This is a genomic window from Microcystis protocystis FBCC-A270 (genome assembly GCF_050500235.1).
Taxonomy (GTDB): Bacteria; Cyanobacteriota; Cyanobacteriia; order Cyanobacteriales; family Microcystaceae; genus Microcystis; species Microcystis ichthyoblabe_A.
In genome coordinates this window covers 2273589-2299222 of record NZ_CP191407.1, presented here as the reverse complement: position 1 = coordinate 2299222, position 25634 = coordinate 2273589, and the positions used below count along the sequence as shown (strand labels likewise).

The 25634-nt window shown below is 42.4% G+C and carries 23 protein-coding genes, 1 other RNA gene and 1 pseudogene; 14 read left to right on the top strand and 11 right to left on the bottom strand.

What is annotated here, in order from left to right:
• Positions 1–71: 71 nt before the first annotated feature.
• Positions 72–2081, bottom strand: coding sequence for an ATP-binding protein (locus tag ACQY1X_RS11205; protein ID WP_430015695.1), 2010 nt, complete (start codon positions 2079–2081; stop codon positions 72–74).
• Between the two features lie 187 nt (positions 2082–2268).
• On the opposite strand from ACQY1X_RS11205, the gene psb32 reads away from it, so the two are divergent.
• The 3 genes from psb32 to ACQY1X_RS11190 all read left to right on the top strand — a co-directional run bounded on the left by psb32 (position 2269) and on the right by ACQY1X_RS11190 (position 4964).
• A complete protein-coding gene (gene psb32, locus ACQY1X_RS11200; RefSeq protein WP_430015694.1) occupies positions 2269–2952 on the top strand; it encodes a photosystem II repair protein Psb32 in 684 nt (227 codons plus the stop codon).
• A 232-nt stretch (positions 2953–3184) separates the two neighbouring features.
• Complete coding sequence (locus ACQY1X_RS11195) at positions 3185–3784, top strand: hypothetical protein (protein WP_430015693.1); 600 nt, start codon at positions 3185–3187, stop codon at positions 3782–3784.
• Between the two features lie 367 nt (positions 3785–4151).
• Positions 4152–4964: a transglutaminase-like domain-containing protein gene (locus ACQY1X_RS11190; RefSeq protein WP_190537621.1), complete on the top strand. Its 813-nt coding sequence runs from the start codon at positions 4152–4154 to the stop codon at positions 4962–4964.
• A gap of 83 nt (positions 4965–5047) precedes the next feature.
• Here ACQY1X_RS11190 and ACQY1X_RS11185 read toward each other — a convergent pair whose 3' ends face one another.
• The 3 genes from ACQY1X_RS11185 to ACQY1X_RS11175 are packed head-to-tail and all read right to left on the bottom strand — an operon-like array spanning position 5048 to position 7824.
• Positions 5048–5728 carry a response regulator transcription factor gene (locus tag ACQY1X_RS11185; protein ID WP_002731739.1) on the bottom strand — a complete coding sequence of 227 codons (681 nt, stop codon included), beginning with the start codon at positions 5726–5728 and terminating at the stop codon, positions 5048–5050.
• Complete coding sequence (locus ACQY1X_RS11180; protein ID WP_190537623.1) at positions 5725–7179, bottom strand: sensor histidine kinase; 1455 nt, start codon at positions 7177–7179, stop codon at positions 5725–5727. The genes ACQY1X_RS11185 and ACQY1X_RS11180 overlap by 4 nt, the downstream gene beginning before the upstream one ends.
• Before the next feature lie 33 nt (positions 7180–7212).
• Positions 7213–7824: a cupin gene (locus ACQY1X_RS11175; RefSeq protein ID WP_042790288.1), complete on the bottom strand. Its 612-nt coding sequence runs from the start codon at positions 7822–7824 to the stop codon at positions 7213–7215.
• Positions 7825–8187: 363 nt separating this feature from the next.
• Between ACQY1X_RS11175 and ACQY1X_RS11170 the strand changes: the two genes are divergently transcribed.
• The gene (locus ACQY1X_RS11170; RefSeq protein ID WP_002734087.1) at positions 8188–8769 is read left to right on the top strand and encodes a TlpA family protein disulfide reductase; all 582 of its coding nucleotides are present in this window, start codon (positions 8188–8190) and stop codon (positions 8767–8769) included.
• 87 nt (positions 8770–8856) lie between these two features.
• Positions 8857–9708 (top strand): cytochrome c biogenesis CcdA family protein, encoded by an 852-nt coding sequence (locus ACQY1X_RS11165; protein ID WP_069474069.1) that lies wholly within the window; start codon positions 8857–8859, stop codon positions 9706–9708.
• 47 nt (positions 9709–9755) lie between these two features.
• Here ACQY1X_RS11165 and ACQY1X_RS11160 read toward each other — a convergent pair whose 3' ends face one another.
• Positions 9756–10562, bottom strand: a complete 807-nt coding sequence (locus ACQY1X_RS11160; protein ID WP_002734171.1) for a hypothetical protein — start codon at positions 10560–10562, stop codon at positions 9756–9758.
• Between the two features lie 77 nt (positions 10563–10639).
• Between ACQY1X_RS11160 and murG the strand changes: the two genes are divergently transcribed.
• On the top strand, positions 10640–11713 hold the full coding sequence (gene murG, locus ACQY1X_RS11155) for an undecaprenyldiphospho-muramoylpentapeptide beta-N-acetylglucosaminyltransferase (protein WP_069474070.1): 1074 nt from the start codon (positions 10640–10642) through the stop codon (positions 11711–11713).
• Here the strand turns inward: murG and ACQY1X_RS11150 are convergent.
• The 3 genes from ACQY1X_RS11150 to ACQY1X_RS11140 all read right to left on the bottom strand — a co-directional run bounded on the left by ACQY1X_RS11150 (position 11695) and on the right by ACQY1X_RS11140 (position 14659).
• Positions 11695–12285, bottom strand: a complete 591-nt coding sequence (locus ACQY1X_RS11150) for a Uma2 family endonuclease (RefSeq protein ID WP_069474071.1) — start codon at positions 12283–12285, stop codon at positions 11695–11697. The two genes, murG and ACQY1X_RS11150, sit on opposite strands and share 19 nt — an antisense overlap.
• Positions 12286–12320: 35 nt before the next feature.
• Entirely contained in the window at positions 12321–13181 is an 861-nt protein-coding gene (locus tag ACQY1X_RS11145) for a fructosamine kinase family protein (protein WP_430015692.1), read from the bottom strand.
• Between the two features lie 188 nt (positions 13182–13369).
• A complete protein-coding gene (locus tag ACQY1X_RS11140; protein WP_430015691.1) occupies positions 13370–14659 on the bottom strand; it encodes a M16 family metallopeptidase in 1290 nt (429 codons plus the stop codon).
• 244 nt (positions 14660–14903) lie between these two features.
• Here ACQY1X_RS11140 and ssrS point away from each other — a divergent pair.
• The 3 genes from ssrS (at position 14904) to ACQY1X_RS11125 (ending at position 16980) form a co-directional block, all read left to right on the top strand.
• A non-coding RNA gene (ssrS, locus tag ACQY1X_RS11135) (6S RNA) lies at positions 14904–15091 on the top strand.
• 202 nt (positions 15092–15293) lie between these two features.
• Positions 15294–16673, top strand: coding sequence for an NAD(P)/FAD-dependent oxidoreductase (locus tag ACQY1X_RS11130; protein WP_430015690.1), 1380 nt, complete (start codon positions 15294–15296; stop codon positions 16671–16673).
• A 52-nt stretch (positions 16674–16725) separates the two neighbouring features.
• Positions 16726–16980 carry a hypothetical protein gene (locus ACQY1X_RS11125; protein ID WP_190537627.1) on the top strand — a complete coding sequence of 85 codons (255 nt, stop codon included), beginning with the start codon at positions 16726–16728 and terminating at the stop codon, positions 16978–16980.
• A 386-nt stretch (positions 16981–17366) separates the two neighbouring features.
• On the opposite strand, the gene ACQY1X_RS11120 is transcribed toward ACQY1X_RS11125, so the two are convergent.
• Positions 17367–18008, bottom strand: a complete 642-nt coding sequence (locus tag ACQY1X_RS11120) for a bacterial microcompartment protein (protein WP_002734433.1) — start codon at positions 18006–18008, stop codon at positions 17367–17369.
• A 288-nt stretch (positions 18009–18296) separates the two neighbouring features.
• Here ACQY1X_RS11120 and ACQY1X_RS11115 point away from each other — a divergent pair, with 288 nt between their 5' ends.
• Positions 18297–19343: a glucokinase gene (locus ACQY1X_RS11115; protein ID WP_430015689.1), complete on the top strand. Its 1047-nt coding sequence runs from the start codon at positions 18297–18299 to the stop codon at positions 19341–19343.
• Positions 19344–19669: 326 nt separating this feature from the next.
• Here ACQY1X_RS11115 and ACQY1X_RS11110 read toward each other — a convergent pair.
• Positions 19670–20263: pseudogene (locus tag ACQY1X_RS11110) on the bottom strand (transposase family protein); the annotation flags it as partial.
• A gap of 308 nt (positions 20264–20571) precedes the next feature.
• Here ACQY1X_RS11110 and ACQY1X_RS11105 point away from each other — a divergent pair.
• From ACQY1X_RS11105 to ACQY1X_RS11090, 4 genes are all read left to right on the top strand, one after another.
• Positions 20572–22296, top strand: a complete 1725-nt coding sequence (locus ACQY1X_RS11105; protein ID WP_430015688.1) for a diflavin flavoprotein — start codon at positions 20572–20574, stop codon at positions 22294–22296.
• 483 nt (positions 22297–22779) lie between these two features.
• Positions 22780–23214, top strand: coding sequence for a transcriptional regulator (locus ACQY1X_RS11100; RefSeq protein WP_311131012.1), 435 nt, complete (start codon positions 22780–22782; stop codon positions 23212–23214).
• A 5-nt stretch (positions 23215–23219) separates the two neighbouring features.
• On the top strand, positions 23220–23597 hold the full coding sequence (locus tag ACQY1X_RS11095) for a DUF5615 family PIN-like protein (RefSeq protein ID WP_430014568.1): 378 nt from the start codon (positions 23220–23222) through the stop codon (positions 23595–23597).
• A 115-nt stretch (positions 23598–23712) separates the two neighbouring features.
• A complete protein-coding gene (locus ACQY1X_RS11090; RefSeq protein ID WP_170863675.1) occupies positions 23713–23877 on the top strand; it encodes a hypothetical protein in 165 nt (54 codons plus the stop codon).
• 47 nt (positions 23878–23924) lie between these two features.
• On the opposite strand, the gene ACQY1X_RS11085 is transcribed toward ACQY1X_RS11090, so the two are convergent.
• Positions 23925–25574 carry a hypothetical protein gene (locus ACQY1X_RS11085; RefSeq protein ID WP_430015687.1) on the bottom strand — a complete coding sequence of 550 codons (1650 nt, stop codon included), beginning with the start codon at positions 25572–25574 and terminating at the stop codon, positions 23925–23927.
• Positions 25575–25634: the final 60 nt, after the last annotated feature.

The window sequence follows — 25634 nt, the reverse complement described above, 5'->3', positions numbered from 1 at the left end:
TTAAAATTGCCATATTTAGGGATTTATGCCTTTAGAATATCACGTTTTTGAGATCTAGATAAAATACTCTCTTAAGATATGTTTAAATCTTTAATTATGGTTTCGATCGCATCAAAGGAAAATTCTCTGGCTAACTGTTGTAAACCTTGGGCAAGGGTAGCATAATCGGGGGGAATTTCTGCGGTTAGGGCGATAATTTTTTCATCATCACATTCTCGCGCCGCTTGTTGCAATTGTCCAATCCAAGCGGGACTAATTAATTTTAATAGGGATTGCAGGGAATCGAGGAAAACTGGCGAATAATTGGGCTGATTTGGCTCATTATCGGCATAAATATATTTTAATCCTAAATATTCGCCCATTTTTTGCCAAATAACTTCCTCTCGGAAAGGTTTACGCACGAAATCATCACAACCGGCGGCAATAACCAAGGCGCGATCTTCTTCAAAAGCACTGGCAGTTAGGGCAATTATCACCGTTTTTCCGCGATTATCAGCCTCTAACCGCCTAATTTCCCTAGTTGCTTCGTAACCGTCTTTCACTGGCATTCTCATGTCCATCCAGATAAGATGAGGTTGCCATGCTTGCCAAATTGCGATCGCTTCTTGACCATTAGCGGCCTCTTGCACGGACAATCCTAGGGTAGTCAGGAGTTTCAGCAACAGTAAACGGCTTTCCGGTCGATCATCGACGACTAATATGCGATATTTAGGCTGATTTTCGGCTAAAGCGATAACTTTTGCCCTATTGGTTTCGGTTTTAATCTCATTTTCCCCCACCAAACCCACCTGAATATCAAAACTAAAAATACTTCCTTGACCCAGAATACTACTAACTCCGATCGCACCCCCCATCAACTCAACAAATTTTTTACTGATAGGTAAACCCAATCCCGTCCCCTGTTGGGATTTTCGTCCCGTTTCCGTTTGGTTAAAGGGTTGAAATAGCTTATAAATCTCCTCTGGGGCGATTCCTGCGCCTGTATCTTCAATTTCCCAGAGCAATCGCTGATAATCTCCTCTTTTCTCTCCTACTTTTCCCCGGAGAGTCACCCCTCCCGACTCGGTAAACTTCAATCCGTTACCCAAGAGATTGATTAACACCTGTCGCAATTTACTTTCATCAGTACATATATATTGAGGCAGATCGGAGCTGCGATCAAAAATTAAGCTTAAAGCTTTTGCTTGCGCTTGTGAGCGTAGCATTTCGGCAATATTATCTAAAAGAGCGTATAAATCGAAATTACTAGGGTTAAAAACCGTTCTTCCCGCTTCTATCTTCGACATTTCTAGAATATCGTTGATTAACTCTAATAAATGTTCCCCGCTACGATTGACAATTTCCAAATATTGCCGATATTCACTGCTGATGCTGCTATCCCGGGATATTAAGCGAGTAAAACCCAAGATAGCATTAAGAGGAGTGCGTAATTCGTGGCTCATGTTAGCTAGAAACTCACTTTTAGCTTTATTTGCTTTAACTGCCGCTTCTTTAGCCTCTTTTAATCCTTTTTCCGCTTCATATCTACTTTGTGCGATCGCAATTAATTCTCCCAGCAACCGCACAAAGGTGACATCTTCCTTTGTCCATTGCTTTTCTGCACTGGCATCCAATCCCAGATAACCCACCGTTACCCCACAACTATCCCACATGGGAACGATTAAGAGACAGGGAGTAGAACTATTAGCGAGAATAGCTCTTTCAGGGATAGCAGTAGCGGGTAAATCGTCTAAAGAGTTCAGTTTAACTGGAATACCGTTTAATAATTGTTCAGAAAACCAGGGAAAGGTTTCCGTCGAGAGATTTTGTGATTGTTCCCTAATCGGGATAACTTGGGGATAGTCGGGGTGACAGTATTCATAAACCATACTCCACTGCTGACGACAGGTGGAATATTGAATAATGTAACAGCGCGCACTCTGGGTAAATTGACAGAGCAGTTCTAGGGTATGATCAATCGCCAAGTGGATATCTTGAGAAATTAGTAATCTTGTCACCCGTGAGAGCAAATTATCGCGATAGGCCTGCATTTCTAGAGCTTTTTCCCGTTTTTTAGACTCTAGTTCCTCAAAATCACTCATAATCAGTTATCAGTTATCAGTTATCAGTTATCAGTTATCAGTTATCAGTTAAAAGGGTTTGGGTGTTGGGGTTTTAGGGTTTGAGGGTATTAGTTGAATTTCCCCATCACCCCGTCTCCCGTCTCCCTAATCAAAAAACAGTAAACTTTTCCCCTATTATGTTCTATAGGAATTTTACCGAATCAATATGCTCAAATTATTAGCTTCTCTCCTTCTCTCCTGCTGTGTAGTCTTGGGTGTTTCTCTGTCACCGGCTGCTGCCATGGGAGTCTATGACCTCCCCATTTTAAGCTCTGGAGCGCCCACTTATGTGGTCGATCCCGTTTCGGCCATTAGTGCCGCTAACGAAGGAAAATTAAATAAAGATCTGAAAAACCTCGCCGAAAAAACCGGACAAGAAGTAAGAATGGTGGTAGTCCGACGCTTGGATTACGGTCAAAAAATTGACAATTTAGCCGATGATATCCTGAGAGAATGGTATCCTAACTCCGAAGATCGTGCCAATCAAACTATCATCGTCCTTGATACTTTAACCAATAAAACTGCTATTCGGGTTGGGGAGGAAGCAAAACCCCTATTAACCGATGCTATTGCTGATAGTATCCTCTCGGAAACTATGGCAGTTCCCCTCAAAGATGGGGGAAAATATAATCAAGCTTTACTCGATGCTAGTCGTCGTCTAACGGCGGTACTTTCTGGAGAAGCGGATCCCGTACCGCCGGAAGTAGCGACAATTAATATCGAAAGTACCTTTACTACCGCAGAAGAAACTGACGATAAAAATGCCACAATTTGGGTGATAGTTTTACTGGTTTTAGCCACAGTAATCCCCATGGTTACCTATTTTTGGTACGCTGGTTTTGGTCGCTAAATTAAATTAATGATCTGGGACTGATACAGCTAAAATACTCTCAGAGATAGCTCAATCCTTAGCCTGTATGAGCAAGATGAAGTAACTTCTAAGTGGGTGGGTGGAATTAAATATAAGATGAACGTAGGTTGGGTTGAAGCATGAAACCCAACGCCCTACAAATAATTGTGCCTACCTACTTAGTAGATTTTAGTTGTGTCAGTTCACCCCATTTGCTTAACATTAATAAATAATGCCTAAAATGGTAAATAAATTACAATCCTATTATCGACAGGAGGAAGGAGCTTACTTAATTGAAATTAAACTTAATCAGTTACAGCAAGTCTTTAATTCTTTGGATACTTCGCCATTTTTAGATAGAGATTTAGACGATAACGCCGAAAATTATATTATTAACTCTGTGGATGAATTTCCCCTCAATACCCCCCTTAAATTAGTCTTTTATCTCCCCAGTCAAGAACAGAATAACGCCCGAAATCTGTTACCCTCAGCTTTACATAATTATTTTGACTATCGCCAACAGGGAGAACAAAGAAAATTACGCACAATTTGGCGACAGGGACGCATATCTTTGCTAATTGGTCTCTCCTTTCTTTTTGTTTGTTTGAGTCTCAGCGAATTAATTGGTCGTTTTGGCACCGATACATTTATTCACTTCTTAGAAGAAGGATTATTAATTAGTGGTTGGGTGGCCCTCTGGCGACCTTTAGAAATTTTTCTTTACGAATGGTGGCCCGTCAGTTATCAACAAAAGATTTTTGCTAAACTAGCCTACATCCCCATTGAAATCCGTCCATTAGAGGAACCATCCACCCCAGACTCTTTTCGATAGCTCTAATCCTGCCGATGGCTTGTCTTCAAAGTTACAAAGCTTTTAGTTGAGGCGGTTTATAATAAAAGTAACTCTGTACAAAGCTTATCGGTTTTCTGCTTGGCTATTACTTTATCCTCAAACTTTGGCTCTTCTAGGTTCTGTGTGATAAGTTTAACTCACTATATGATCGATCGATCTTTGTGTCCTTTGTGGTTCGTTCCACCCCCTCGCTCTTGAGAATGTATCTTAGAATACATTTTACCCACCAAACCTGGGAGAGCCAAACTTTTAACTAAGTGGTCGGGCCTAAATTTTTTCAGTCTGGCGATTATTGGCGTTTCATCTCTACCAATCCTGACAAAATTTCATCTAGATAGGAGGAATAATGTTAATCCATGTTGGTTATGAATTTGGCTTTGATGCCCCTTTACCCCTAGTCATGTTGTTAAAACTTTATCTACACCCCTCAATTTTAGATCAAGTTAGACAATCGGAGAAGTTGCAGGTGCAACCAGCAACAAAAATAGAAGAATTTTTAGATAGCTTCGGTAATCGAACCAGTCGTCTAATTTTACCCGCCGGACAGATCCGCGTTCACAATGAAGCGGTTATCGAAAATGAATGGAAACCCGATATTGTTAATTGGAATGCCCAAGAAATTCCCTTAACAGAGTTACCAACCCAAGTTTTTCCCTACCTAATGAGTAGCCGTTATTGTGAAGTGGATTTGCTTTCGGAAATTGCCTGGGAACTTTTCGGACAAACTCCTCCCGGTTGGGCAAGGGTACAAGCGGTTTGTGATTGGGTTCATAGTCACATTCGTTTTGGTTACGAATACGCACGGGTGACAAAAACCGCCTATGATGTCTATCGGGAAAGAAAGGGGGTTTGTCGCGATTTTAACCATCTAGCTTTGACTTTTTGCCGTTGCCTAAATATTCCTGCTCGTTATGCCTCTGGCTATCTCGGAGATATCGGTATTTCTCCCCAACCTCTACCGATGGATTTTAGTGCTTGGTTTGAAGTCTATTTAGACCATCAATGGTACACTTTCGATGCTCGTCATAACACCCCCAGAATCGGGCGAATTTTAATGACTCGCGGCTTAGATGCCGTCGATGCTGCCCTAACAACTTCTTTTGGTCAAGTAAATTTAACAAAATTTAAGGTATGGACGAGCGATGTTTCCCATCTCTAGGTTTAATCAGAGTATTTATTACAGCCTTTTTGATCAAATCGGGGCTAAATAATTCCTCCCTCGGTTCCTCTGATAAATCACAATTAAGCATAATCTCTTAAAACGTAGCCTACTCCTCGCACTGTCTGGATCAAACGTTTAGGATTAGCAGACTCCAACTTAACCCGTAAGGCACGAATATACACTTCAATAATATTAGAATCGCCCATAAAATCGTAACCCCAAACGGTTTCGAGAATTTGCTCGCGAGTGAGTACCTGCCGGGGATGACGTAAGATAAACTCTAATAAGTCAAACTCTTTAGCCGTTAATTCAATCAATTGACTATCTCGATACACTTCCCGAGCAAGACAATTCAAGGTCAAATCTTCAAAAGTAAATATATTTAAATCTTGGGCATGGGTGCGACGTAAACGAGCTTTCACCCGAGCTAAGAGTTCTTCCATGCTAAAAGGTTTAGTAACATAATCATCGGCTCCGGCATTTAAGCCCGTCACTCGATCGGGGATTTCATCTTTAGCTGTTAAAATAATAATCGGTGCTTCCATCCCGGTTTTTCGCAGTCGTAAACATAAATCTAATCCAGAAATAACCGGCAGCATCCAATCTAAAATTAACAAATCTGGTGAAGAATCCCTAGCGATTTTCAGTCCATCCATGCCATTAGAAGCAATAGTAACTTGATAGCCTTCCAAATGAAGTTCTGTGGCGATAAATTCGGCGAGCTTGGGATCATCTTCCACGAGAAGAATATGGTCGTTCATAACTGCGGTTGCCAGAGAGGTAGAATGATAGTAAAGGTACTGCCTTGACCGGGTTGAGAGCGGAGAGTGATGCGACCCTCCATTCCTTCAATTAGACTTTTAGCGATCGCTAAACCCAAACCCGTACCGTCTCGCGAGCGAGTCATCGACTCATCAACCCGATAAAACCGTTCAAAAATGCGATTTTGATGGGAGAGAGAGATACCGATTCCCCGATCGCGTACATGGATAAGAGCCGAATTAGCCTGCTTTTCTAAGATCAGATCGACCGGTTGCTCGGGGGTAGAATACTTGATCGCATTATCGAGCAAATTGATTAAAACTTGCTGTAATCGATCTTGGTCGCCACAAATTACCACATCTTCATTGGTTAATAATAAAGTCATCTTGCGATCGCTAACTTTTTGACTCATCGCCGCCACTTCTGTCAGCAAAGTATTGAGAATAATAGGATGGGAGCGAAAATGGAGATGACCGCTATCGGCACGGGCGAGATCGAGCAAATCTTGTAACATCCGGATAATTCTCTCGGTTTCTGACGTGGCTGTTTCCAGAGCTTGCTGTTGGTAGGGATTTAAATTAGTGCTGCGTCGCTGGAGACTTTGTAAATAACCGATCACGACTGTTAGAGGGGTACGCAGTTCATGGGAAACATTGCCGACAAACTGACGTTGCTGTTCCCAAGCTCCCGATAATCGCCACAACATCTGATTAAAAGCGGTAGCTAGTCCTAAAATTTCATCTGGCGCTTGTTCGAGTTGCAATTTCGCCCCGCTTAAATCATCGGCAGAAACGGCACTAGCAATTTGACTCATGCGGGTCAGCGGCAACATAGCCTGACGAATCCGTTGGGAAATTAAGACAATTAAGCTCAATAGGACGAGAATACTCAGCCAAAATAAGCCCCATAACCCCGCCTGATATTTCTGGTGATCGGCCGTGATATCTTGGGATAGATACAATTTCCCCGACAGTTGACCCTTGATAGTCAGAGGAGTGCCACATAAAACAATATCGCGTCCATCAAAGTGAATAATTTGGGGTGCATCGGGTACTCTGGTTAGGGATGCCGCCGCACGCATCTCGGTGACATTGCCATCGACTCCAGGAGACTGTCCCAACAGTTGTCCATCGGAGTTTTTAACCCAGATGACTAACCCCGCAGTGGAGACTCGATCAATGGTTTTTTCTAATCCCGTAGTCAGGGTTCCCATCTGAGCGTACATTTCCAACTGTTCAGGAAAACGCTTGGCGATATATTCTAGAGTTTGTTTATGGGCAGCGACTAAATTCTGCTCCATTTGCCAACCGGCCCAAATGGCTACGCTACCAAGTCCGATAATCGAGATGGTCAATAGTTCTAAGGTTAAGCGAAACTGAAGCGAGCTAGTAGAAACAGGTTTACTGGGCAAAAATTGCCCAAAAATGCCGACAAGGCGAGGTAGCTTCATGGGTGTATGGTTAGTGATCAAAAATAGGGAGATTTAAAAATTTTTCGCCGTACCTTGTCCTGGATCGAACTCGAAACGCTGACTATAGTTAGTTTCACCGTACAGGTTAAAGCTCAGGGTTGGCTCATCTCCGATCGCTTCTACATGGTGAATAGCAGCTGGCATTAAGCAGAGAATATCACCCGGGACGAGTAGGCGATCGCCGACTTTTCTGATCTGATCCGGTAATTCGGGGGTGGGGGAACGTTGCCAGAAGCTGTTTTTTTCCTGTCCCTTTAACAAAGCTACTACCCCCCAACAACCATGATTATGAATCGGGGAAGTGCTACCCACAGACCAAGCGACCAGTTGTACTGTCAGGGGAAAAAATGGCTCATCGTAGAGGGTTAATACCTCCCAACCGGTTTCGGGATTGGGTTCTAGACTAAGAATATCTAACCAGGGTGAATTGTTTAAGAGTTGGCGAACTAGAATCCGAATTGCTTCTAATCGTGAGCGATCATCGCTAATCTGGGTTAAGGTATCTTCGAGATCGGATAAAAAGCGATAGAGCCAGTAGGGATGGGATAATTCGGAGTTTGTGGGGGTTATTTCGTAGGCCGAGCATTGCCCATGATTATCCACCAACCAGTCGTTTCCTGTCATAGTTGCGAAATAATGGTTTAAATTAGCATATTAGGGCGAAAAGTTGTCTTTTAGCCGCAATTAACGGGTTTCTTCTTGATTTTATCAGCAAGATTTCGGGAAAAGATGATCCCTTCGTGATCGGTAGATGAATTTTTGCTGAAAAGATGGAAGGACGATTCTCCTGGATGGATGAGGGCAATTGCCAGTTAAAGTCAGATTTTTTATCTATTATCTATCTGGTCTTCATCTGAGACTCAGGTTTCTAGAATTTAATCTTAACTGTCAGCTACACTGGTTTCCTCCGGTGGCAAGCTGGATTCTTCCGGGGTAATACCCTTGACTTACCAAAAAATCTCTAATCTTAATTGGAAAATTTAACTCATGCGTAAACCATCAGCGTTATTATGGCTCGGTCTTTGTCTTAGTAGTTTAGCGGTTACGGTTTCCCTGGTGGCCGGAACATCGGCGAAAACCTTGACTAATTCTGATTCAGTGGTCAGTAAAGGTACTTTTAGTATTGCCCAAGCTAATCCCTGTGCCTCGAAAAATCCCTGCGCTGGCACTGATCCCTGTGCCTCGAAAAATCCCTGCGCTGCTAAACAGGGTAATGTGGGCGGTCCCTTAGCGCGACAATTGCAAGGAAAACCAGTGGTTGTCGATATCTATGCTAGTTGGTGTCCTGCCTGTAAAAATGTTGCACCCACTCTTTCCCAACTTAAAAAAGATTACGCGGGTAAAGCTAATTTTATCGTCTTAGATGTCAGCGATCGCTCGAAAGCGGCCCAATCGGCCCGCAAAGCCCAAGAATTGGGTCTAGGTCGTTTTTTTGAGGCGAATAAGTCCCAAACTGGCATGATTGCGATTATTGATCCCGCTACGGGCAGTATTTTGGCACAATACCGGAATAATGCCGATAAATCCGCCTATTCCTCCGTACTGAACTCGGCTATTAATAAAAAATAGTCGAAGATTGCCCAGCTTGGGGAGTACCAGCGATCGCCAAGGACTCCCAGGGCAACTTTATTTTTTGGATCATCTCAGGAGAATTTTATGCGACGAGTATCGGAATCAGTCAAGGGTTTGAAACCCGACAAAAAAGCGAAAATATCGAAAAAATTATTATTTTATCTGGTTTTAGGGCTTCTAGCTCTTATTTTAGTCCTTACTATCGGACCAATTATCGGCCATCCTCTGGAAAGAGCAATCTCGATCATCGAAAATAGCTATCAGCAATGGTTAGATCGACAAGATACAAACAATCCTCTAGTTTTACTGCCCCTAGCTTTTTTGGGTGGCGTAATTGCCAGCATATCTCCCTGTATTCTGGCACTATTGCCCGTTAACCTCAGCTATATCGGCACCCTGAAAATAGAATCTCGTTGGGATGCCTTCAGCAAAGCAGGTTTATTTGTCCTAGGAGCGGTGACAATTTTAAGTCTTTTTGGTTTAGTTTCTTCCTTTGCCGGGACGGTAATGGTGGAGTACCGAGGTTATATTAATATTGTTGTCGGTTTGATTATGGCGGTCATGGGTCTGTGGTTATTGGGAGTAATTAAGCTACCTTTACCGCAAATGAACTTAAATCTCCCCCAAGCAGGCCCCTACGGAGTCGGATTAACTTTTGCTCTTGTTAGCTCTCCCTGTGCTAGTCCTGTCCTCTTTGCTGTTTTGGCCGCCGCTGCCGCTACTGGTTCTCAAGTCCTCGGCACCCTGACCATGGTTAGTTATGCTCTTGGTTATACGATTCTCATTTTCTTGGCCAGTTTATTTACTGGTCTAGCCAAACAAAGCCGGAATTTATTGCAACATTCCGAGACGATTATCCGTTTAGGTAGCGTGGCACTGATGGCGACGGGAGCCTATTATTTAGTTACTGGTACTCAGTGGTTTATGGGCAGCTAAGATGGTAACTCTAGAGGGGGAATGCCAAAAAAGCCGCCAGATAAAATTTATTTTTCTACCTTAACCCGTTGAGTAACGACAACAATCCCATCTCCTTGAATTAAAATCGCCGATAACCAACGATTTTCTGGTGTTGCCGGCGCTTTTACCCGCTTAAATAAACCGCCGGACTGTAATAATTCCAATTCTAGGGGATTTGTATTAATATAGCGCTCAATATCTACTTTCTCATCGATCGCCGCTCCAGCCAATAAATCATCCCCTAAAGGTTCGCGAACAATCACATCAAAATCAAATTCTTCACCCACTTTCACCCTTTCGGGAATTCTCACTTGAATACTGGGGGGATTTTTGCCAGTATTTAACTCAACTCTCTCGCTTAAAATCTCCTGATAAACCAGTTTATTACCCTGAAATTGTTGACGAGAACGAATCGTGGCATTCATTCCCACCACTCGTCCCTGCACCTTTCCCGTCCCAGTAATTTTAGTAATTGTATTGGCCGTTAACTTGTCCCCGGAACGACTCCAAGATTCGAGGGTTGTGGTGTATTGTAGATTGTTATAACGTTCCCAAAAATGAGTTAAAGCTTTTTGAGTTTTTTCGTAGGTCAAACCATCGGAATTAGTAAATTTCGGACTATAAAACTCCATCAATTGCTTGAGATCCCGCTCATTAGCGGCCGTTTCGATTTTGGAGATAAGGGTTTTTAAATTAGCCGGAGCAGTTTCTGGCTTTTCGGCCCGCAGACCGGTGGCAAGGGTCAAAGTTAACCCCAAACCTAACAGCAACGATAGGGAAAAATTGAGGGATTGACGAAAAAATTTATTGGGAATCGTGTTCAAGTTACGCATTAGTGATAGTTTGTGTAAGGATCGATAACTATGGTAGATTATTTCATTCTAGGGCTGAATTTACCCTCTCTCGAATTATGGCACGCACTCCAACCCGTCTCCTGATTGCCGCTAGTGGTACTGGTGGTCATTTATTTCCCGCTTTGGCCCTGGCCGAGCGTTTGCCGGATTACGAGATTGAATGGTTAGGAGTTCCAGACCGTCTGGAACAGTCCTTAGTTCCAAAAACCTATCCCCTGCACAGCATCCCGATTGAGGGATTTCAAACCCGTTTCGGGTTAAAAACTCTCAAGATTCTGTTCGGTCAACTGCGGGCCATTTGGCAAGTGCGTAATTTAATCAAAAAACGTCAGATAGCGGCAGTTTTTACCACCGGGGGTTATATTGCAGGCCCGACCATTTTAGCGGCTCGTTTAGCCAATATTCCTGTCATCCTACACGAATCTAACTACATACCGGGCAAAGTCACGAAAGTTCTCGGTCGCTGGTGCGATACGGTTGCCCTCGGTTTTCAGGGAACCGCCAGCTATTTACCCGGCACTCGCACCACTTGGGTTAGTACGCCTGTACGAGAGCAGTTTCTCATTCCCCAGTCCCTAGATTTACCGATTCCAGAGGATGCTTTTTTAATTGTCGTTGCCGGTGGTTCTCAAGGGGCCGTGGCTCTTAATCAAATTGTCCGGCAAAGCGCTCCCCAATGGTTAGAAAAAGGCATTTATATCGTGCATCTCACGGGAGAAAACGACCCCGAAGCGGATAGTTTGCGCCATTCTAACTATTTTTCCCGGCCTTTTTACGACAATATGGCGGGATTATGGCAAAGAGCTAATCTGGCTATCAGTCGCTCCGGTGCCGGCACTTTAACAGAATTAGCGATCACTTGTACGCCTTCGATTTTAATTCCCTATCCTTTTGCTGCCGAAGACCATCAGTTCTACAATGCCAAAGTTTTCGCCGAAGCTCAAGCCGCTTATCTTTATCGTCAAAATGAGTTAACTGCTCAGTTTTTAGGCGAATTAGTCCTCGATTTATGGTCTAATCCCGAAAAATTGGCCGCCATGGCTCAACAAGCTTCTCATCTAGCTATTAGTGATAGTGCCGATTTATTAGCCGATTTGTTGAGAAGAAAGAGTCAAAAAGATAGTTTTTGAAACAAATCAGCCACGGGAAAAGTGAACCCCGGAACCACATCTTCCCCCTCCAAAAAATCTCCTGATGTTAATAATCCCTGCGGTTCGTACCCGCAACGATAAACTAAAACATAGTGTTGACCTGGACTGATAACCCAGAGCAAACGAGTCCCATTGGCAAAATATTCGGCAATTTTGTCCTCGATTTCTGCCACTGTATTCCCTGGAGAGAGAATTTCTACCACTAAATCTGGCCCACCTTCTAAAAAACCCGTCGGCAATTCTTCCAATTCTTGCAGACGTTCCTTGGCAAAAAAGGCTATATCAGGAGAACGTTTATTGCCATTTTTCATGGTAAAAGCAGTGCTGGAGTCTAATAATACCCCTAGTTTTCGAGATGTTACTAAAGCGAATAAAGCAGCACTTAAAATAATGGCAATATAACCGTGTAAAGCACCAGAATTACCCAGATTAATTAACTCTCCCTTGACCAATTCGTAACGATTACCATCGTCAGGTAACGCCATAAACTCTGCATCAGTCCATACTTTTGTCTCTGGATTTTTAATCACATTAGTTTCTCGAATAGACATAACTTATCCTCGGTAAATATTCACAAGTAAAACCCTTAAAGAATTTCCTGTAACATCCGATTGGCCTGGGAAGCGTAACCACCACCAAATAAATTAAAGTGATTGAGAATGTGGTAGAGATTGTAAAGAGTTTTGCGCTTTTGATAACCGGCATCGAGGGGGAAAACATCGTTATAACCCCGATAAAAAGCCGCCGGAAAACCGCCAAAAAGTTCCGTCATGGCTAAATCTACCTCCCGGTCTCCCCAATAGGTGGCAGGGTCTAAAATTACTGGTTCCCCATCGACGGTAATTGCCGCATTTCCCGACCACAAATCACCGTGGACGAGGGAGGGATGGGGTTGATGCTGACTCAAAATCTCGCTAATAGCGGGAATAACTTGATCCTCGTCGGGAAAATTGCCGCCGCGCTCCTTTGCAAGTCTTAATTGATAGCCAATACGCTGATGAGCGAAAAAATCCGCCCAATTGTTACTAATGGTATTAATCTGGGGAGTAGAACCAATGGTATTATTACAATGCCAACCAAAGCGATCGGATAGGGAAACTTGATGTAAATGAGCTAAATTTTGCCCCATTTTTTCCCAGCTTTGACTATTGCCACCGCCAAATTCTAGCCACTCTAGAACTAAATAACTAGATTTATCGGCAATTCCCCAACAAATTGGCTCTGGAACCCTGATAGTTTTGGTAGCGTGAATTTGCTTTAATCCTAAAGCTTCGGCTGCAAACATGGCCTCTTGGTTCGCTTGGTTAATCTTAACGAAATAAATTAAACCATTGCCACTAACGGCATAACCCTGATTGATACAGCCACCACTAACGGGACGACTTTTCTCGATTTCAAAAGGTTTTTCCGTGGTTTGGGTAATATGTCGAGCAATTTGAGTCCACATAGGTTATCAGATGTAAGTTATCAGATGTAAGTTATCAGATGTAAGTTTTAAGTTAATTAGTTATTTAGTTATCAGTTGTAAGTTTATCAGTTGTAAGTTTTAAGTTATTTAGTTATTTATTTATTTATCTTCATCTTTATCCCTGATTACTGATTACTGTTCACTGATTACTGATTACTGTTCACTGATTACTGAATTGGTCTCACCACTACCACACCGTAAGCGTGGGGATTTAAATATTCTTGACAGGCATTTTGAATATCCTCTAAAGTGAGGGCTTCAATGTGTTGGGGATAACAAAAAGCTGGTTGTAAATCACCGATCTGAGTATGATAATAACCGTAAAGGTTGGCCCGATCGCTCGGTCTTTCATTGCTAAAAATAAACCGATTGGCCACTTGGGTTTTAACTCGTTCCAGTTCAGAAACTGTCACAGCTTCCTGTTGAATTCGTCCAATCTGTGCTATTACTTCCCTCTCCACTTGCTCGATATTTTCCGAGGCTAATTGGGCCGACACGGAAAACACTCCTTGCACTGCTTGGGACATATTACTGGCAGTTATTTGGGAAACTAAGCCCTTTTCTTGACGCAGAGACTGAAATAATCGCGATACCTTGCCCTGACCGAGAATAGCCGCTAAAACATCGAGAGGATAGGTTTTTTCTAAGTCTCTCAACCCCGGCACTTTCCAAAATAGGATTAAGCGGGCCTGCTGCAAATTTTCATCCTCGTATTCTTGACGGATAATCTCTTTAAAGGGAGCTTCGGGCTGTAGATTAGCGATAGGATGAGAAATCAAGCCAGAATTGCCCTTACTGCCTAAAGTATCTAGAGAATCGCTCACAATAGCCATTAAATCATCTACAGGCAAATTACCCACCACCGCCACCGTCATCCATTCGGGACGATACCAAGTCCGATGAAAATCGCGCATTTGTTGAGCAGTGAGATTTTCAATCACTGCCATCGGACCCAACACCGGACGACGATAGGGTAAAACTTGAAAACAAGTCTCCATGGTGCGATAAAAAGTGCGACGACGGGGATTATCCTGAGAACGACGAATTTCTTCTAAAATAACCTGTCTTTCCCGTTCAAAAGCTTCATCAGGGATTAAAGCGTCTAAAACCACTTCTAGCTGCAGCGGAGCCAGATGGGCGAAGTCCTGCGGGGCAGTGGTAATGTAATAATGGGTGTATTCTTGGCTAGTAGCGGCATTAGTCACCGCTCCCCTCGATTCGATCGCCCGTTCAAATTCACCACTGTCTAAGTTAGGGGTTCCCTTAAAAACCATGTGTTCGAGAAAATGAGCCATGCCATTGATCTGATCCGATTCTAAGGCCGAGCCGACCTGCAGCCAAACATTGAGATTAACCGCTTCTACCGGTTGACTTTCGGCAATAATCGTTAAACCATTGGCAAGACGGTGCAGAATCGGAGTGTTAAGCGTGGCAGGTTTCCCTAGGATAGCCGTCATTCTTTATTAGTCCTCGGTGATCACTCTGGCAAAAATTGTCACTTTTCCCTATTGTAGTCCCAGACTTTCACAGAGCCAACAAGATCAGGTGTTGGGTGTTAGGAGTTAGGAGTCAGTATTCAGGAGACAGGAGACAGGAGATTATTTTTATTTATTCTTTCCACACCCCACACCCCACACCCCACACCCCACTTCCCACTTCCCCTCTTGCCTCTGAGAAAAAAAAATGCTACGATAAAACTAAATCGGGCTTCTACGTTGGTGACTGCCTTTCAAGTTTTTTGATCTATGCTTGATTGTGATAAGGGAGCAAATAACCAATCCGTGTGGTAGTAAACCGAGCTTGTACTCGGAAACAGAAACGCGGAATATAAGTTCCCACCTGGTTAACCCAGGTCATAAACTTAGGTAAAACGGCGTAGCGGTCTTTTCAAGTTTTTCGAGCATCATATATAGGCCAAATTATGGGGAGATTTCCTGTACTTCCTTAGTTTTGCCCTCTTGGTTGGTCAAGAAAGCCAGTATCTATATTTTTTTCTAGGGTAAAGACTGCTATTTTCGGTAACGCTTGTCACCGCTAAATTGTGACAATCCGGACTACACTAGGGAGAAATTTATGAATTATTGTTAAGCAATGACTGAAAAACAGCCAAGAGTTGTTATCATAGGCGGCGGATTTGCGGGTTTATACACGGCCAAAGCCCTAAAAAACGCCCCCGTTCATGTTACCCTCATCGATAAGCGAAATTTCCATCTTTTTCAGCCCCTCCTCTATCAAGTCGCTACTGGGGCGCTATCTCCGGCCGATATCTCCTCACCTTTGCGCTTAATCCTACGGGGTCATGACAATACAGATATTCTCCTCGATCATGCCATAGATATAGATCCAGTCAAGGGAGAAGTGATCTTGGAAGATCACCCACCGATCGCCTACGATCAATTAGTTATTGCCACGGGAGTCAGTCATCACTATTTTGGCAATGATCAATGGCAGCCCTACGCTCCAGGGTTAAAAACCATTGAAGATGCAGTAGAAATGCGTCGTCGCATCTATCTTGCTTTCGAGAAGGCCGAGAAAGAAATCGATGCCGAAAAGCGGCAAGCTTTATTAACTTTTGTTATTGTCGGTGGTGGACCGACGGGGGTAGAATTAGCAGGAGCGATCGCAGAAATTGCCCACGGTGCGCTTAGGTCTGATTTTCACCAGATTAACCCCACAGAAGCGAAAATTTTGCTTTTAGAAGGGATGGAGCGGGTATTACCTCCCTATGCGCCCGATTTATCCGCTAAAGCTGCCGCTTCTCTCATAAAATTAGGGGTGACAGTGCAAACTAACAGCATCGTTACCAATATTGTTGAAGGTTGTGTCACCGTCCGTCAGGGAGAAAAAACCACAGAAATCGCGGCCGAGACAATTTTATGGGCAGCGGGGGTAAAAGCATCGAGAATGGGGCGAATTTTGGCCGAAAGAACCGGGGTAAATCTCGATCGCGTCGGACGGGTAATCGTTGAACCCGATTTAAGTATCGCCGGTTATGCCAATATTTTTGTGATCGGGGATCTGGCTAATTTTGCCCATCAGGGAGATAAACCTTTACCCGGAATTGCCCCCGTGGCCATGCAGGAGGGCGAATATCTGGCTAATTTATTAATTTCTCGCCTAAAAGGGCAAAGTATTAAACCTTTTCATTATATCGATCGAGGTAGTCTGGCAGTGATCGGCCAAAATGCGGCCGTGGTTGATTTGGGATTTGTCAAGTTTTCTGGGTTTATCGCTTGGTTAGTCTGGGTTTGGGCTCATATTTACTATCTGATCGAATTTGATAATAAATTAGTGGTGATGGTGCAATGGGGTTGGAATTATTTTACCCGCGGTCGTGGCGCTCGTTTGATTACGGGAGAGGGGCAGAATTTAGCCTCGGGACAATTGCCGCAAAATAACAGCCAAAATAATAATAATCTGGCCGTTTCTAACCAGACGGAAACTCTCTCTCCACCGATTGTGAAAGTGTGAAAAAATAGCCGTGATTATCTAGTTATCAGTTAGCAGGTAAGAACAATCGATCATGAAAATAGAACATCCTAACAGTCTAGAAATTACCCCAGAGGAAAGCCAAGAATTAGAATATTTACGAGTTACAATTGAACGAGCGATCCAAGATGGTGTGATCACAAGAATAGAATTTGAATCGATTAAAACAATCATGTTTTCTAATAAGAAAAATAATCCCGACCAAATCCTCCGGCAAGTGACACTCTATCGCCATTTAGTCGTTGAAAAAATGAATAATGGCGAACTAATTTTTGAATCTCCCCAATAGGGCGAAATTCCTTTTTTAGCTATTTAGTACAAATGCTCAAACTTTCTTTCCCTTCTTCCCACTCCCCACTATCCTATACCTTTTAAACGGGATTTAGTAAGTAGCTAGACACAATTAATTAGGGCTTGCGGCAAAAAGTACGGGCGAAGCATTCGGATAGAAAATCTACGATTTCACCGATAGGTTATTGCCCGAATGCTTCGCCCCTACAGGACTCGGGCTGATGAAGACGCAAGGTTTTTAACGACGATTCTCTCAAAATCTTGCACCTGTTTCGCGAGAAAAGCCATAAAACTCTTACGTTGCCTACATTTCACATTTATTCAGCAAGCCCTAATTATACATATCTAAACACCTCTTGCCTTTTGCCTCCGGCCTTTATTAGCTTATTCTTTTTTGTCGCTACCCGGAAAAGCTCGACCTTGAATATTTTCTAAAGCTGAAACTGCCGCCCTGGAACCAGCCATAATATCTCGTTCTTCTCCACCTAAATATAAGCGGCCAAAACTGCCCACGGAAGTAACGTGTAGGATATTAATTAAAGCAGCTTTTTCGGCCTGATTAGCGGCCAGGGAAGCGTAGGCGGCCGGTTGCACTTCTAGAACGTATAAAGTCTGTCCCGCCATTAACATCATACCCCGAGAACTACGGTTAATTAATTGGGCTTGGTAAGCGTCAATGTTGCGAATAATTTGGCTAGAGACAATTTGCGGTTTCAGACAATCGCGCTGACTAACGCCTAAATACTGCAAAATTGCCTGACCGGCCGCCCTGACCTCTCCCTGACTGCTAGAATGGAGTTCTAAGAGTCCGTAGAGTCGTTCTACGAATAGAACCCCCGGACGAACCACGGCGGATTTGAGGGCAATATCGGTGATGCGATTAATCTCGATGCCAGGGGAAATTTCAATCCAGAGGGAAGCATCCCCGGGTAAGGGTAAAAATCCTTGGGCGACTGTACCGATGTAAGCAGCGTGTTGAAGCTGTAAATTGTCAAGATAAACGTAACTGCGAAGTTCTACACCCAAGCTAATTTCTCCCTCTCTGGTCTATCTTAAAAGTTATGGGGACAGTGATAGGTTTTGCCGCCCTATCGATCGCCTTGAGGCTACAGTTAGACCTAAAATGTCTTTCAGTCCTGTTTCTGTCCTCTAGCCAATCCCCATGCAAACCCCGGAGCGACGATTAATCAATCCTTAATTAGGGCTTAGGCATTACCATCTTTCACTATAGTATAGAATTGGTGGCCTTTAAATTTGCCTGATAGAAAGGGTAAAAAACTATAATTATGGGTACAAACTAAGGGAAAAACCAGCATGACGATTCTTTTAGGGGGAGATATCGGGGGAACTAAAACAATCCTGCGTTTAGTGGATTGCCAAAACTCACCGGATAGTCCCCAACCCCTGCTAACTACTCTCGATCAAGAAATTTATCCTAGTGAACAATACCCCGATCTGGTGCCGATCGTCTGGCAGTTTTTGGCCCGACAGGCTACTATTCCCCCAGTGGCAAAAGCTTGTTTCGGTATTGCAGGTCCGGTGGTTAACAATAGTTCCGAATTGACTAATTTAAGTTGGTCTCTAACTGGCGATCGCCTAAGCCGTGAGCTGCAGATTGAGCGAGTAAAATTGATTAATGATTTTGCGGCGATCGGTTATGGGGTGTTAGGATTAGCCCCAGAGGAGCTGCACAATCTACAGTCGGCCCCGACGGTACCGGATGCCCCGATTGCGGTTATCGGTGCGGGGACGGGGTTAGGAGAGGGTTTTTTGATTCCCGTCTCGAAGGGTAAATATCGGGTCTTTGCTACTGAGGGATCCCACGCCGATTTTGCCCCTCGATCGAGTTTAGAATATCAACTATTAAATTATCTCTTGGAACTCTATAATATCGAGCGAATTTCGGTGGAGCGAGTGGTTTCTGGTCCCGGAATCACTTCTATCTATCGATTTCTCCACGATAGTAACTATAGTCAGTCGTCGCCGGCCATGGCGGAAATTTACCGCACTTGGTTAGCAGAAATGGATAAACCGCAAAAAACCGTCGATTTAGCGGCTAAAATTGCCAGTTTTGCCCAAGATAACTCGGATGATCTCTGTTATCAAACCATGAAAATCTTTGTCGAGGCCTACGGTGCGGAAGCGGGCAATTTAGCCCTGAAGTTGCTTCCCTACGGAGGATTATACATCGCGGGAGGGATTGCGGCCAAAAATCTTCCCCTAATGACGGAGGGTCGCTTTATGAAGGCTTTTCGGGCTAAAGGTCGGATGAGGGAGCTATTAAGCAATATTCCCGTTCATATCGTCCTTAATGCCCAAGTGGGACTGATGGGGGCGGTTTACTGTGCTAGTCAGCTATGAGCGATGGTTTACTGGGGGTAGCTAGGGATTATTTTCAGGTGGTGATTCGGTAGTAGTGATGGAGGCTTAATCCTTTCCTTTGCTGTGCATTAGAACTCTTGCAAATTAATTATATGTTATGATGGTAGGCTAACTAATTTTTTGGGAAAATTAGCCAATTAGTGCATTTTTTCTGAATGAAAACCTGAAGTTTTACTTTTAACTCAAAACTCTTTATATATGCTTTAATTTGGTTATCAAAACCTCTTTATTTAAGCTGCAGAAACCATCTCAATTTTTATTATTGAGAATAAATTATCCTTGACTGGATTAATGTTTGGCAACTTTTAAGAAGTTGCTATAACTATTCCTAACTCATAGTTATAAATAGTCGTCAAAAAGTTAACTTTTAAACTATATCTTCGACGACAATTCCGATATTTACGCGATAATATTTTCAAGATTTTGAGTTTCCTATTTATAGGTTAAATGATAATCCTTTCTTTGGCTAAAGCATTGTTATACTCCTTTTATAACTCTGTTAATTTTCTATTTTTCGGTTTCTTTTTCAGTGTATAACTATTACTATGGTATGCATCTATTCCCTGATAATCATTGTCTTCTCTGCTGGGAGTTAAAGGATGAAACCGAACTCGACTTTTTTAAAATAAACTAAAATCGTGACCTCTAGCTTTCCCACAACAGACACAGATAATTTCCTCGGTATTTTTATCAGCTACTAATTGAGATTTTAAAGTATGATAACCTCTTTTACCACCAAAAAAAATTTTCTGTTTCTTTTTGGGGAGTTCCCTGGGAGTTTCCGTTACATCCATTACCGTTATAACCGGTATCTCTGCTTGATTTAGTAGAGCTTTTTTTCCTTTTAAACGGAAGTTTCCCGATTGTAAAAGCATTTTTTCCGTCTTATTTACAATCCTAACTTTATACCAAATAGGAACTGGAGATACTGCCTAGGTCGGGGATGTAAGACCAAAAACTGGGTGTAAGTCGGTTTTGAGGCAATCCCCCGTGACATAGGAAGTAGTTCACCTTGACTGGAATGTATAACACCCATTTCCTCCTACAGATACCTAGAGAGCGTTTCTGCTCAAATCGACGATCGACTCCTCCCTGACCATTAAGATAGCTGTTATCAGTAATTATCGGAAAATAAATCTCCATACCTTATTTCCTCGTGGCACAATAGAGACAAAGTATAAAAAACTTAACAATAAGGAGGAGTTCGATGGTTGCTACACCAGTCAAAACAAAACGTCTCACTGTGCAGGTGGCCGATCTCACCGCAGACATCACCGCTATTCGTTCCCTCGATTGGGATCGCGATCGCTTCGATATTGAATTCGGATTACAAAACGGTACGACTTATAACTCCTATCTGATTCGTGGGGAAAAAATCGCCCTTGTGGATACCTCTCACGAAAAATTCCGTCAACTATATTTTGATAGTCTCAACGGATTAATTAACCCCCAAGAAATCGATTATTTAATTATCAGTCATACCGAACCTGATCACAGTGGTTTAGTCAAAGATCTGCTACAACTCGCTCCCAATATTACCGTCGTTGGGTCGAAGGTAGCAATTCAGTTTTTAGAGAATTTAGTTCATCATCCCTTTCAACGTCAACTGGTCAAAAATGGCGATCAGTTAGACCTAGGCAATGGTCACATTCTCGAATTTGTTAACGCTCCTAATTTACACTGGCCCGATACTATCTTTACCTACGATCACGGTTCGGGAATTTTATTTACCTGTGATGCTTTTGGAATGCACTACTGTTCCGATGATCTTTACGATGAGCAATTAAGTGCTATTGAACCAGATTATCGCTTCTATTATGAATGTTTAATGGCTCCTAATGCTCGTTCCGTACTAGCGGCGATGAAACGGATGGAACCTCTAGGTAATATTAATCTCGTGGCTAATGGTCACGGACCAGTATTAAAACATAATGTTACTGAATTATTGACCCGTTATCGTGATTGGAGTCAAGCACAAACTAAGGCAGAAAAAACCGTCGCTGTTTTCTATATTTCCGATTATGGTTATAGTGATCGCCTCTGTCAATCCATTGCTAAAGGTATTACTAAAACTGGTTTAGCTGTAGAAACTCTAGACCTGAAATCCGCCGATCCCCAAGAGGTAAAAGAATTAGCTTCTTCTGCGGTGGGAATCGTCATCGGTACTCCCCCCGTTTCTGGTATTAATGCCCAAGAAATTACGGGAAATCTAGGCACAATTCTCGCCTCGGTTAACCCCAAACAATACCTCGGAATGTTTGAATCTAAAGGGGATGATGATGAATCAATTTTACCTCTATTTAATAAGTTTCGTGAAGTTGGTTTAACCAAAGCTTTTGATCCCATTCGTAGCGCAGAAACTCCTAACGAGAGTCTCTATCAACGCTGTGAAGAAGCGGGGACAGACATGGGACAACTATTAACCCAAGAGGTAAAAGTTAAACAAAGAAAATCCCTCGATACTGACCTTGATAAAGCCATCGGACGGATTAGCGGTGGTTTATATATTATTACCACCAAGAAAGGAGACAGAAGCGGTGCAATGGTCGCTTCTTGGGTGACGCAAGCAAGTTTTGATCCTCCCGGTTTTACCGTTGCTGTGGCCAAAGATCGGGCGATCGAGTCTTTAATGCAAGTGGGGGATCAATTCATTTTAAATATTCTGGAAGAAGGCAATTATCAAACCCTGATGAAACACTTTTTAAAACGTTTCGGACCAGGGGAAGATCGTTTTGCAGGAGTCAATACTCGCACCGCTAATAATGGTTCCCCAATTTTAGCCGATGCTCTCGCTTATTTAGAATGTGAGGTCGCTAGTCGCATGGAATGTGCTGACCACTGGATTGTTTACAATAAAGTCACCGATGGTCGCGTTTCTAAACCTGATAGTTTAACGGCTGTTCACCATCGCAAAGTCGGTAATTATTATTAGGATTTTTGCTTGATTTGACTGGTTGAGAAAATACAGATCAAGATGTTTGCTCTCAGCTTTTGAGATGGTTTAACCTCTCAACCAGTTGGTCATACTAAATCCGTTGATTATAGGCTACATATCAGGATAGGCAATAGACAAAAGAAGTAGAAGGGCATCGGAGGGGGTCAAGGAGAGAATAAGGATTTTAGCGATTGTCTTACCCCCTCAGATGCTTATAGATTGTCACAACAATATAAATTTATCTTATGGTAATACTCAAAGAAAAGGTTTTTCTCCGCGCCACTACCTTATACTAAATCTGGTTATTAAAAACTGATTATTTATTCCCCCTTTTGCCTTTTGCCTCTCCTCATAACTAGCCTGTACTCAACGGATTTAGTATTAGTCCTAATTTTTCGGTGAACGGTCAATTCTTTAATGGCATTGGCAGAATGAGTTGAGTTACACTGTTTACAGTGTAATTAAAAGTTAAAAAAATTGATGTCCCAAGTTGTTAGCACCAGACTGCCCGACCACACAGCAGAAAGACTGAAAAGGTTAGCCCGCCGATTAGGAAAAACCCCTAGCGAAACCGGCGCGATTTTAATCGAGGAATCCCTCCGAGAAAGCGAGTTCCCCTATATTGAATTTCGCCATTCTCCTTTGGGGCGGCAGCCCTACCTAAAAAACTCCAGTTTGGCTCTGTGGGAAGTAATTCAAATCGCTCAAAGCTACGGACTAGATGAAGAAAAAACGGCGGCACATTTTCATCGACCCCTGGAATGGGTACGCTCTGCCCTGCTCTATGCCGAAGCCTATCAGTCCGAAGTCCAAACTGCGATTTCCGATGCTCAAGCGATGAATGAAACGACGATAAAGCGGCTCTTACCGCAATTGGAAACAATGACGGTTTCTGCTGATTTGAGCGGGGAATAGCTAAAATGCTATCTTTTTTATTGGATGAACATATTTCTCCGACGGTTGCCGAACAAATTAGTTATAAACGTCCAGAAATCTCGATTTTTCCCCTAATAACTTGGCAAAAAGGTAGATATTTGGGCTATTCGGATGAAATCGTCTTAAAAGCGGCGGCTGAAGCCCGATTAACTCTAGTAACCTACGACCAGAACAGTATTCCCTCGCTTTTGTGGGAATGGGGAGAAGCTTGGAAAAGTCATAGCGGCGTTATTTTTATCGATTATGAGTCTATTCCCCCTAGCAATTTCGGTCTTTTGATCCGTTCGCTTTTAGCCTTGTGGGAACTGCAAGGAAAGCAGGATTGGACTAACCGACTTGTTTATTTGAAGCCAAAAGTCTAATTCTTTTGGACAGATTGCGATCTGATGTGTTATATTAGTTAAAGGTGTGGCAGAAATGACTACAATTATCCATTGCGAAAAGACCTGATTTTTGTCTACGCATGGAGACGTAGTAATGAAAATCACCAAAATCGCCGCCATTAAGGTTTCCGCGTTAGTTGTCTGTAATGTAGTCTCGGTAGTTGCACCGCACGATGCGATCGCACCTGCGCTAAACGTTCTGGTCTGGGGATCGATCGAAATCTGCATCAACAACAGAAAGCCAAAAGACGAAAAATAAGTAATCAATATCCCCTAGTTTAACTAAAAACTAGGGGAACCTATTTTTTATAGGGAGTTTGCTAATTTTTCGAGATGATGCTCTAAAGGGATATAATCATTTTCCGTCCATTCACATAGGGTTTTCAATGCAGAAATAAATTTACCTTTAATCTCGTTTCTATAAACCTCATCTACCTTATTGGGGAGATTGCTATCGTTTTGATTTAGATCGATTAACTTTTTGGGATCGGTGAGATAAAGAATCACTTCTTCTTTTTTTACTCCCCGTAAATTGTGCATTAGTTGGTTACGGCGATCGAATTCATGCTCACGAAGAGAAGTGCATGACCACGTTAGTAGTTCCCAGTAGTCTTTCTTTTTGGTTGACGTTAATTGATATAACCAATTCAAAAGATTTTGTAAATTAAATTCCCATCCTTTATCTGCTTTCCGAATTTCCTTTGGCTCTAATTTGCTAAGTTCTGTATTTTGTAAATATTTGCTATAAAAATCTTTTAAGCGTTCGGGCATTTTTAAATATTGACAAGCGGCATTTATATTCGATTCAGAAAAACCAATTAATCTATTAATTTCATTAAAAGATACGCAATACAATCCAGTTTTATCCCACTTAACTAATTGAGACACGCGAACGTTATTGACTTGATCGTTTATCTGATTAATATGATGAATAATAGCCGCTTTTAAAAACGTCTCCTGCGCGGCATTTAATAGAGTGATTCCCTGAAGATAGTTTTCTTGTTTCAAGAAATATTCGATTAAATCTAAGGTTTTACGAACTCTCTTGATCCCTTGTGTCGGATCAAATTCATCGCCAGTATCTATGGTTTTAATATTAAAAAGATCGATGTATCTTTCTAGCTCCTTAATTTTTTCTGAGTTATTGTATCCTACCTCTTTTAATAATGCCAATGCCGATCCCGGAAAACCATCTGTGATTAATTTTTTAGCCTTCTGTATTTGTAATTGTTTCCAATAGCTAGAACTCGGAATAATTTCGGGGCTTGTTTTAATCTCATTTTCTTCATAATATCGATTAAGTATCAAGAAATTGACGTTAGAGAAGTAACCAATACTGAAAAATTGAACAGCCGAGGAAATAGCGGGGGTACTAGCTTGATGACTGATGTAAAAAACATCGTCTTGCTGTATTTTTGTTAACTCTTCGGTGACAAGAGTTAACACTTGATCCCAGTGATCTAGCCCCTTATCCTTATCCTTATCCTTATCAGAAGGCTGTAAAGTGATAAAATCCGGTTTTAGCTTAAGTTTGGTCTGGAAGTACCATTCAAAAAGCGGTTTTAAGGTACAGGTATCTTGCCAGAAAGGACAGGGAGAATTTTTGATGTCCGATGTTTTAAAAAGCTCTTCTTGATCGGTTAGGATGATATAAACTCGATCGGGAAATTCTTGATCTTGAAATGCTTGAATTAAAACATCAAGCAAAGGGAATACTAAATCTGAATAACAATGTTCATGATCTTGATAAACTAATCCCAAAACTCTAGCGGCAACGGGAAAAAAGTTAGTATTTTTTTCTTTTTTTGGCTCGATAAAATCTTGACCCGTTCCCTGGCAATGACAGAGAGGTTCTTTCTCTCTAGCTGTGGTAAAGAATTTCTGCCCTCTCGTCCAATTGGCATTGGTATTTAATTGAATATCGCTGTTTCCCGTTGTGATAATCCAAGTAGTCATGGTTTTACCCGATAAATAGGGTTTGCTGAATAAATGGGCAATATGGACGAGGTAAGGGTT

Coding starts and splice junctions, on each gene's coding strand:
- ACQY1X_RS11205 (WP_430015695.1), bottom strand. CDS start 2,081: ATGAGTGATTTTGAGGAACTAGAGTCTAAAAAACGGGAAAAAGCTCTA.
- psb32 (WP_430015694.1), top strand. CDS start 2,269: ATGCTCAAATTATTAGCTTCTCTCCTTCTCTCCTGCTGTGTAGTCTTG.
- ACQY1X_RS11195 (WP_430015693.1), top strand. CDS start 3,185: ATGCCTAAAATGGTAAATAAATTACAATCCTATTATCGACAGGAGGAA.
- ACQY1X_RS11190 (WP_190537621.1), top strand. CDS start 4,152: ATGTTAATCCATGTTGGTTATGAATTTGGCTTTGATGCCCCTTTACCC.
- ACQY1X_RS11185 (WP_002731739.1), bottom strand. CDS start 5,728: ATGAACGACCATATTCTTCTCGTGGAAGATGATCCCAAGCTCGCCGAA.
- ACQY1X_RS11180 (WP_190537623.1), bottom strand. CDS start 7,179: ATGAAGCTACCTCGCCTTGTCGGCATTTTTGGGCAATTTTTGCCCAGT.
- ACQY1X_RS11175 (WP_042790288.1), bottom strand. CDS start 7,824: ATGACAGGAAACGACTGGTTGGTGGATAATCATGGGCAATGCTCGGCC.
- ACQY1X_RS11170 (WP_002734087.1), top strand. CDS start 8,188: ATGCGTAAACCATCAGCGTTATTATGGCTCGGTCTTTGTCTTAGTAGT.
- ACQY1X_RS11165 (WP_069474069.1), top strand. CDS start 8,857: ATGCGACGAGTATCGGAATCAGTCAAGGGTTTGAAACCCGACAAAAAA.
- ACQY1X_RS11160 (WP_002734171.1), bottom strand. CDS start 10,562: ATGCGTAACTTGAACACGATTCCCAATAAATTTTTTCGTCAATCCCTC.
- murG (WP_069474070.1), top strand. CDS start 10,640: ATGGCACGCACTCCAACCCGTCTCCTGATTGCCGCTAGTGGTACTGGT.
- ACQY1X_RS11150 (WP_069474071.1), bottom strand. CDS start 12,285: ATGTCTATTCGAGAAACTAATGTGATTAAAAATCCAGAGACAAAAGTA.
- ACQY1X_RS11145 (WP_430015692.1), bottom strand. CDS start 13,181: ATGTGGACTCAAATTGCTCGACATATTACCCAAACCACGGAAAAACCT.
- ACQY1X_RS11140 (WP_430015691.1), bottom strand. CDS start 14,659: ATGACGGCTATCCTAGGGAAACCTGCCACGCTTAACACTCCGATTCTG.
- ACQY1X_RS11130 (WP_430015690.1), top strand. CDS start 15,294: ATGACTGAAAAACAGCCAAGAGTTGTTATCATAGGCGGCGGATTTGCG.
- ACQY1X_RS11125 (WP_190537627.1), top strand. CDS start 16,726: ATGAAAATAGAACATCCTAACAGTCTAGAAATTACCCCAGAGGAAAGC.
- ACQY1X_RS11115 (WP_430015689.1), top strand. CDS start 18,297: ATGACGATTCTTTTAGGGGGAGATATCGGGGGAACTAAAACAATCCTG.
- ACQY1X_RS11105 (WP_430015688.1), top strand. CDS start 20,572: ATGGTTGCTACACCAGTCAAAACAAAACGTCTCACTGTGCAGGTGGCC.
- ACQY1X_RS11100 (WP_311131012.1), top strand. CDS start 22,780: ATGTCCCAAGTTGTTAGCACCAGACTGCCCGACCACACAGCAGAAAGA.
- ACQY1X_RS11095 (WP_430014568.1), top strand. CDS start 23,220: ATGCTATCTTTTTTATTGGATGAACATATTTCTCCGACGGTTGCCGAA.
- ACQY1X_RS11090 (WP_170863675.1), top strand. CDS start 23,713: ATGAAAATCACCAAAATCGCCGCCATTAAGGTTTCCGCGTTAGTTGTC.
- ACQY1X_RS11085 (WP_430015687.1), bottom strand. CDS start 25,574: ATGACTACTTGGATTATCACAACGGGAAACAGCGATATTCAATTAAAT.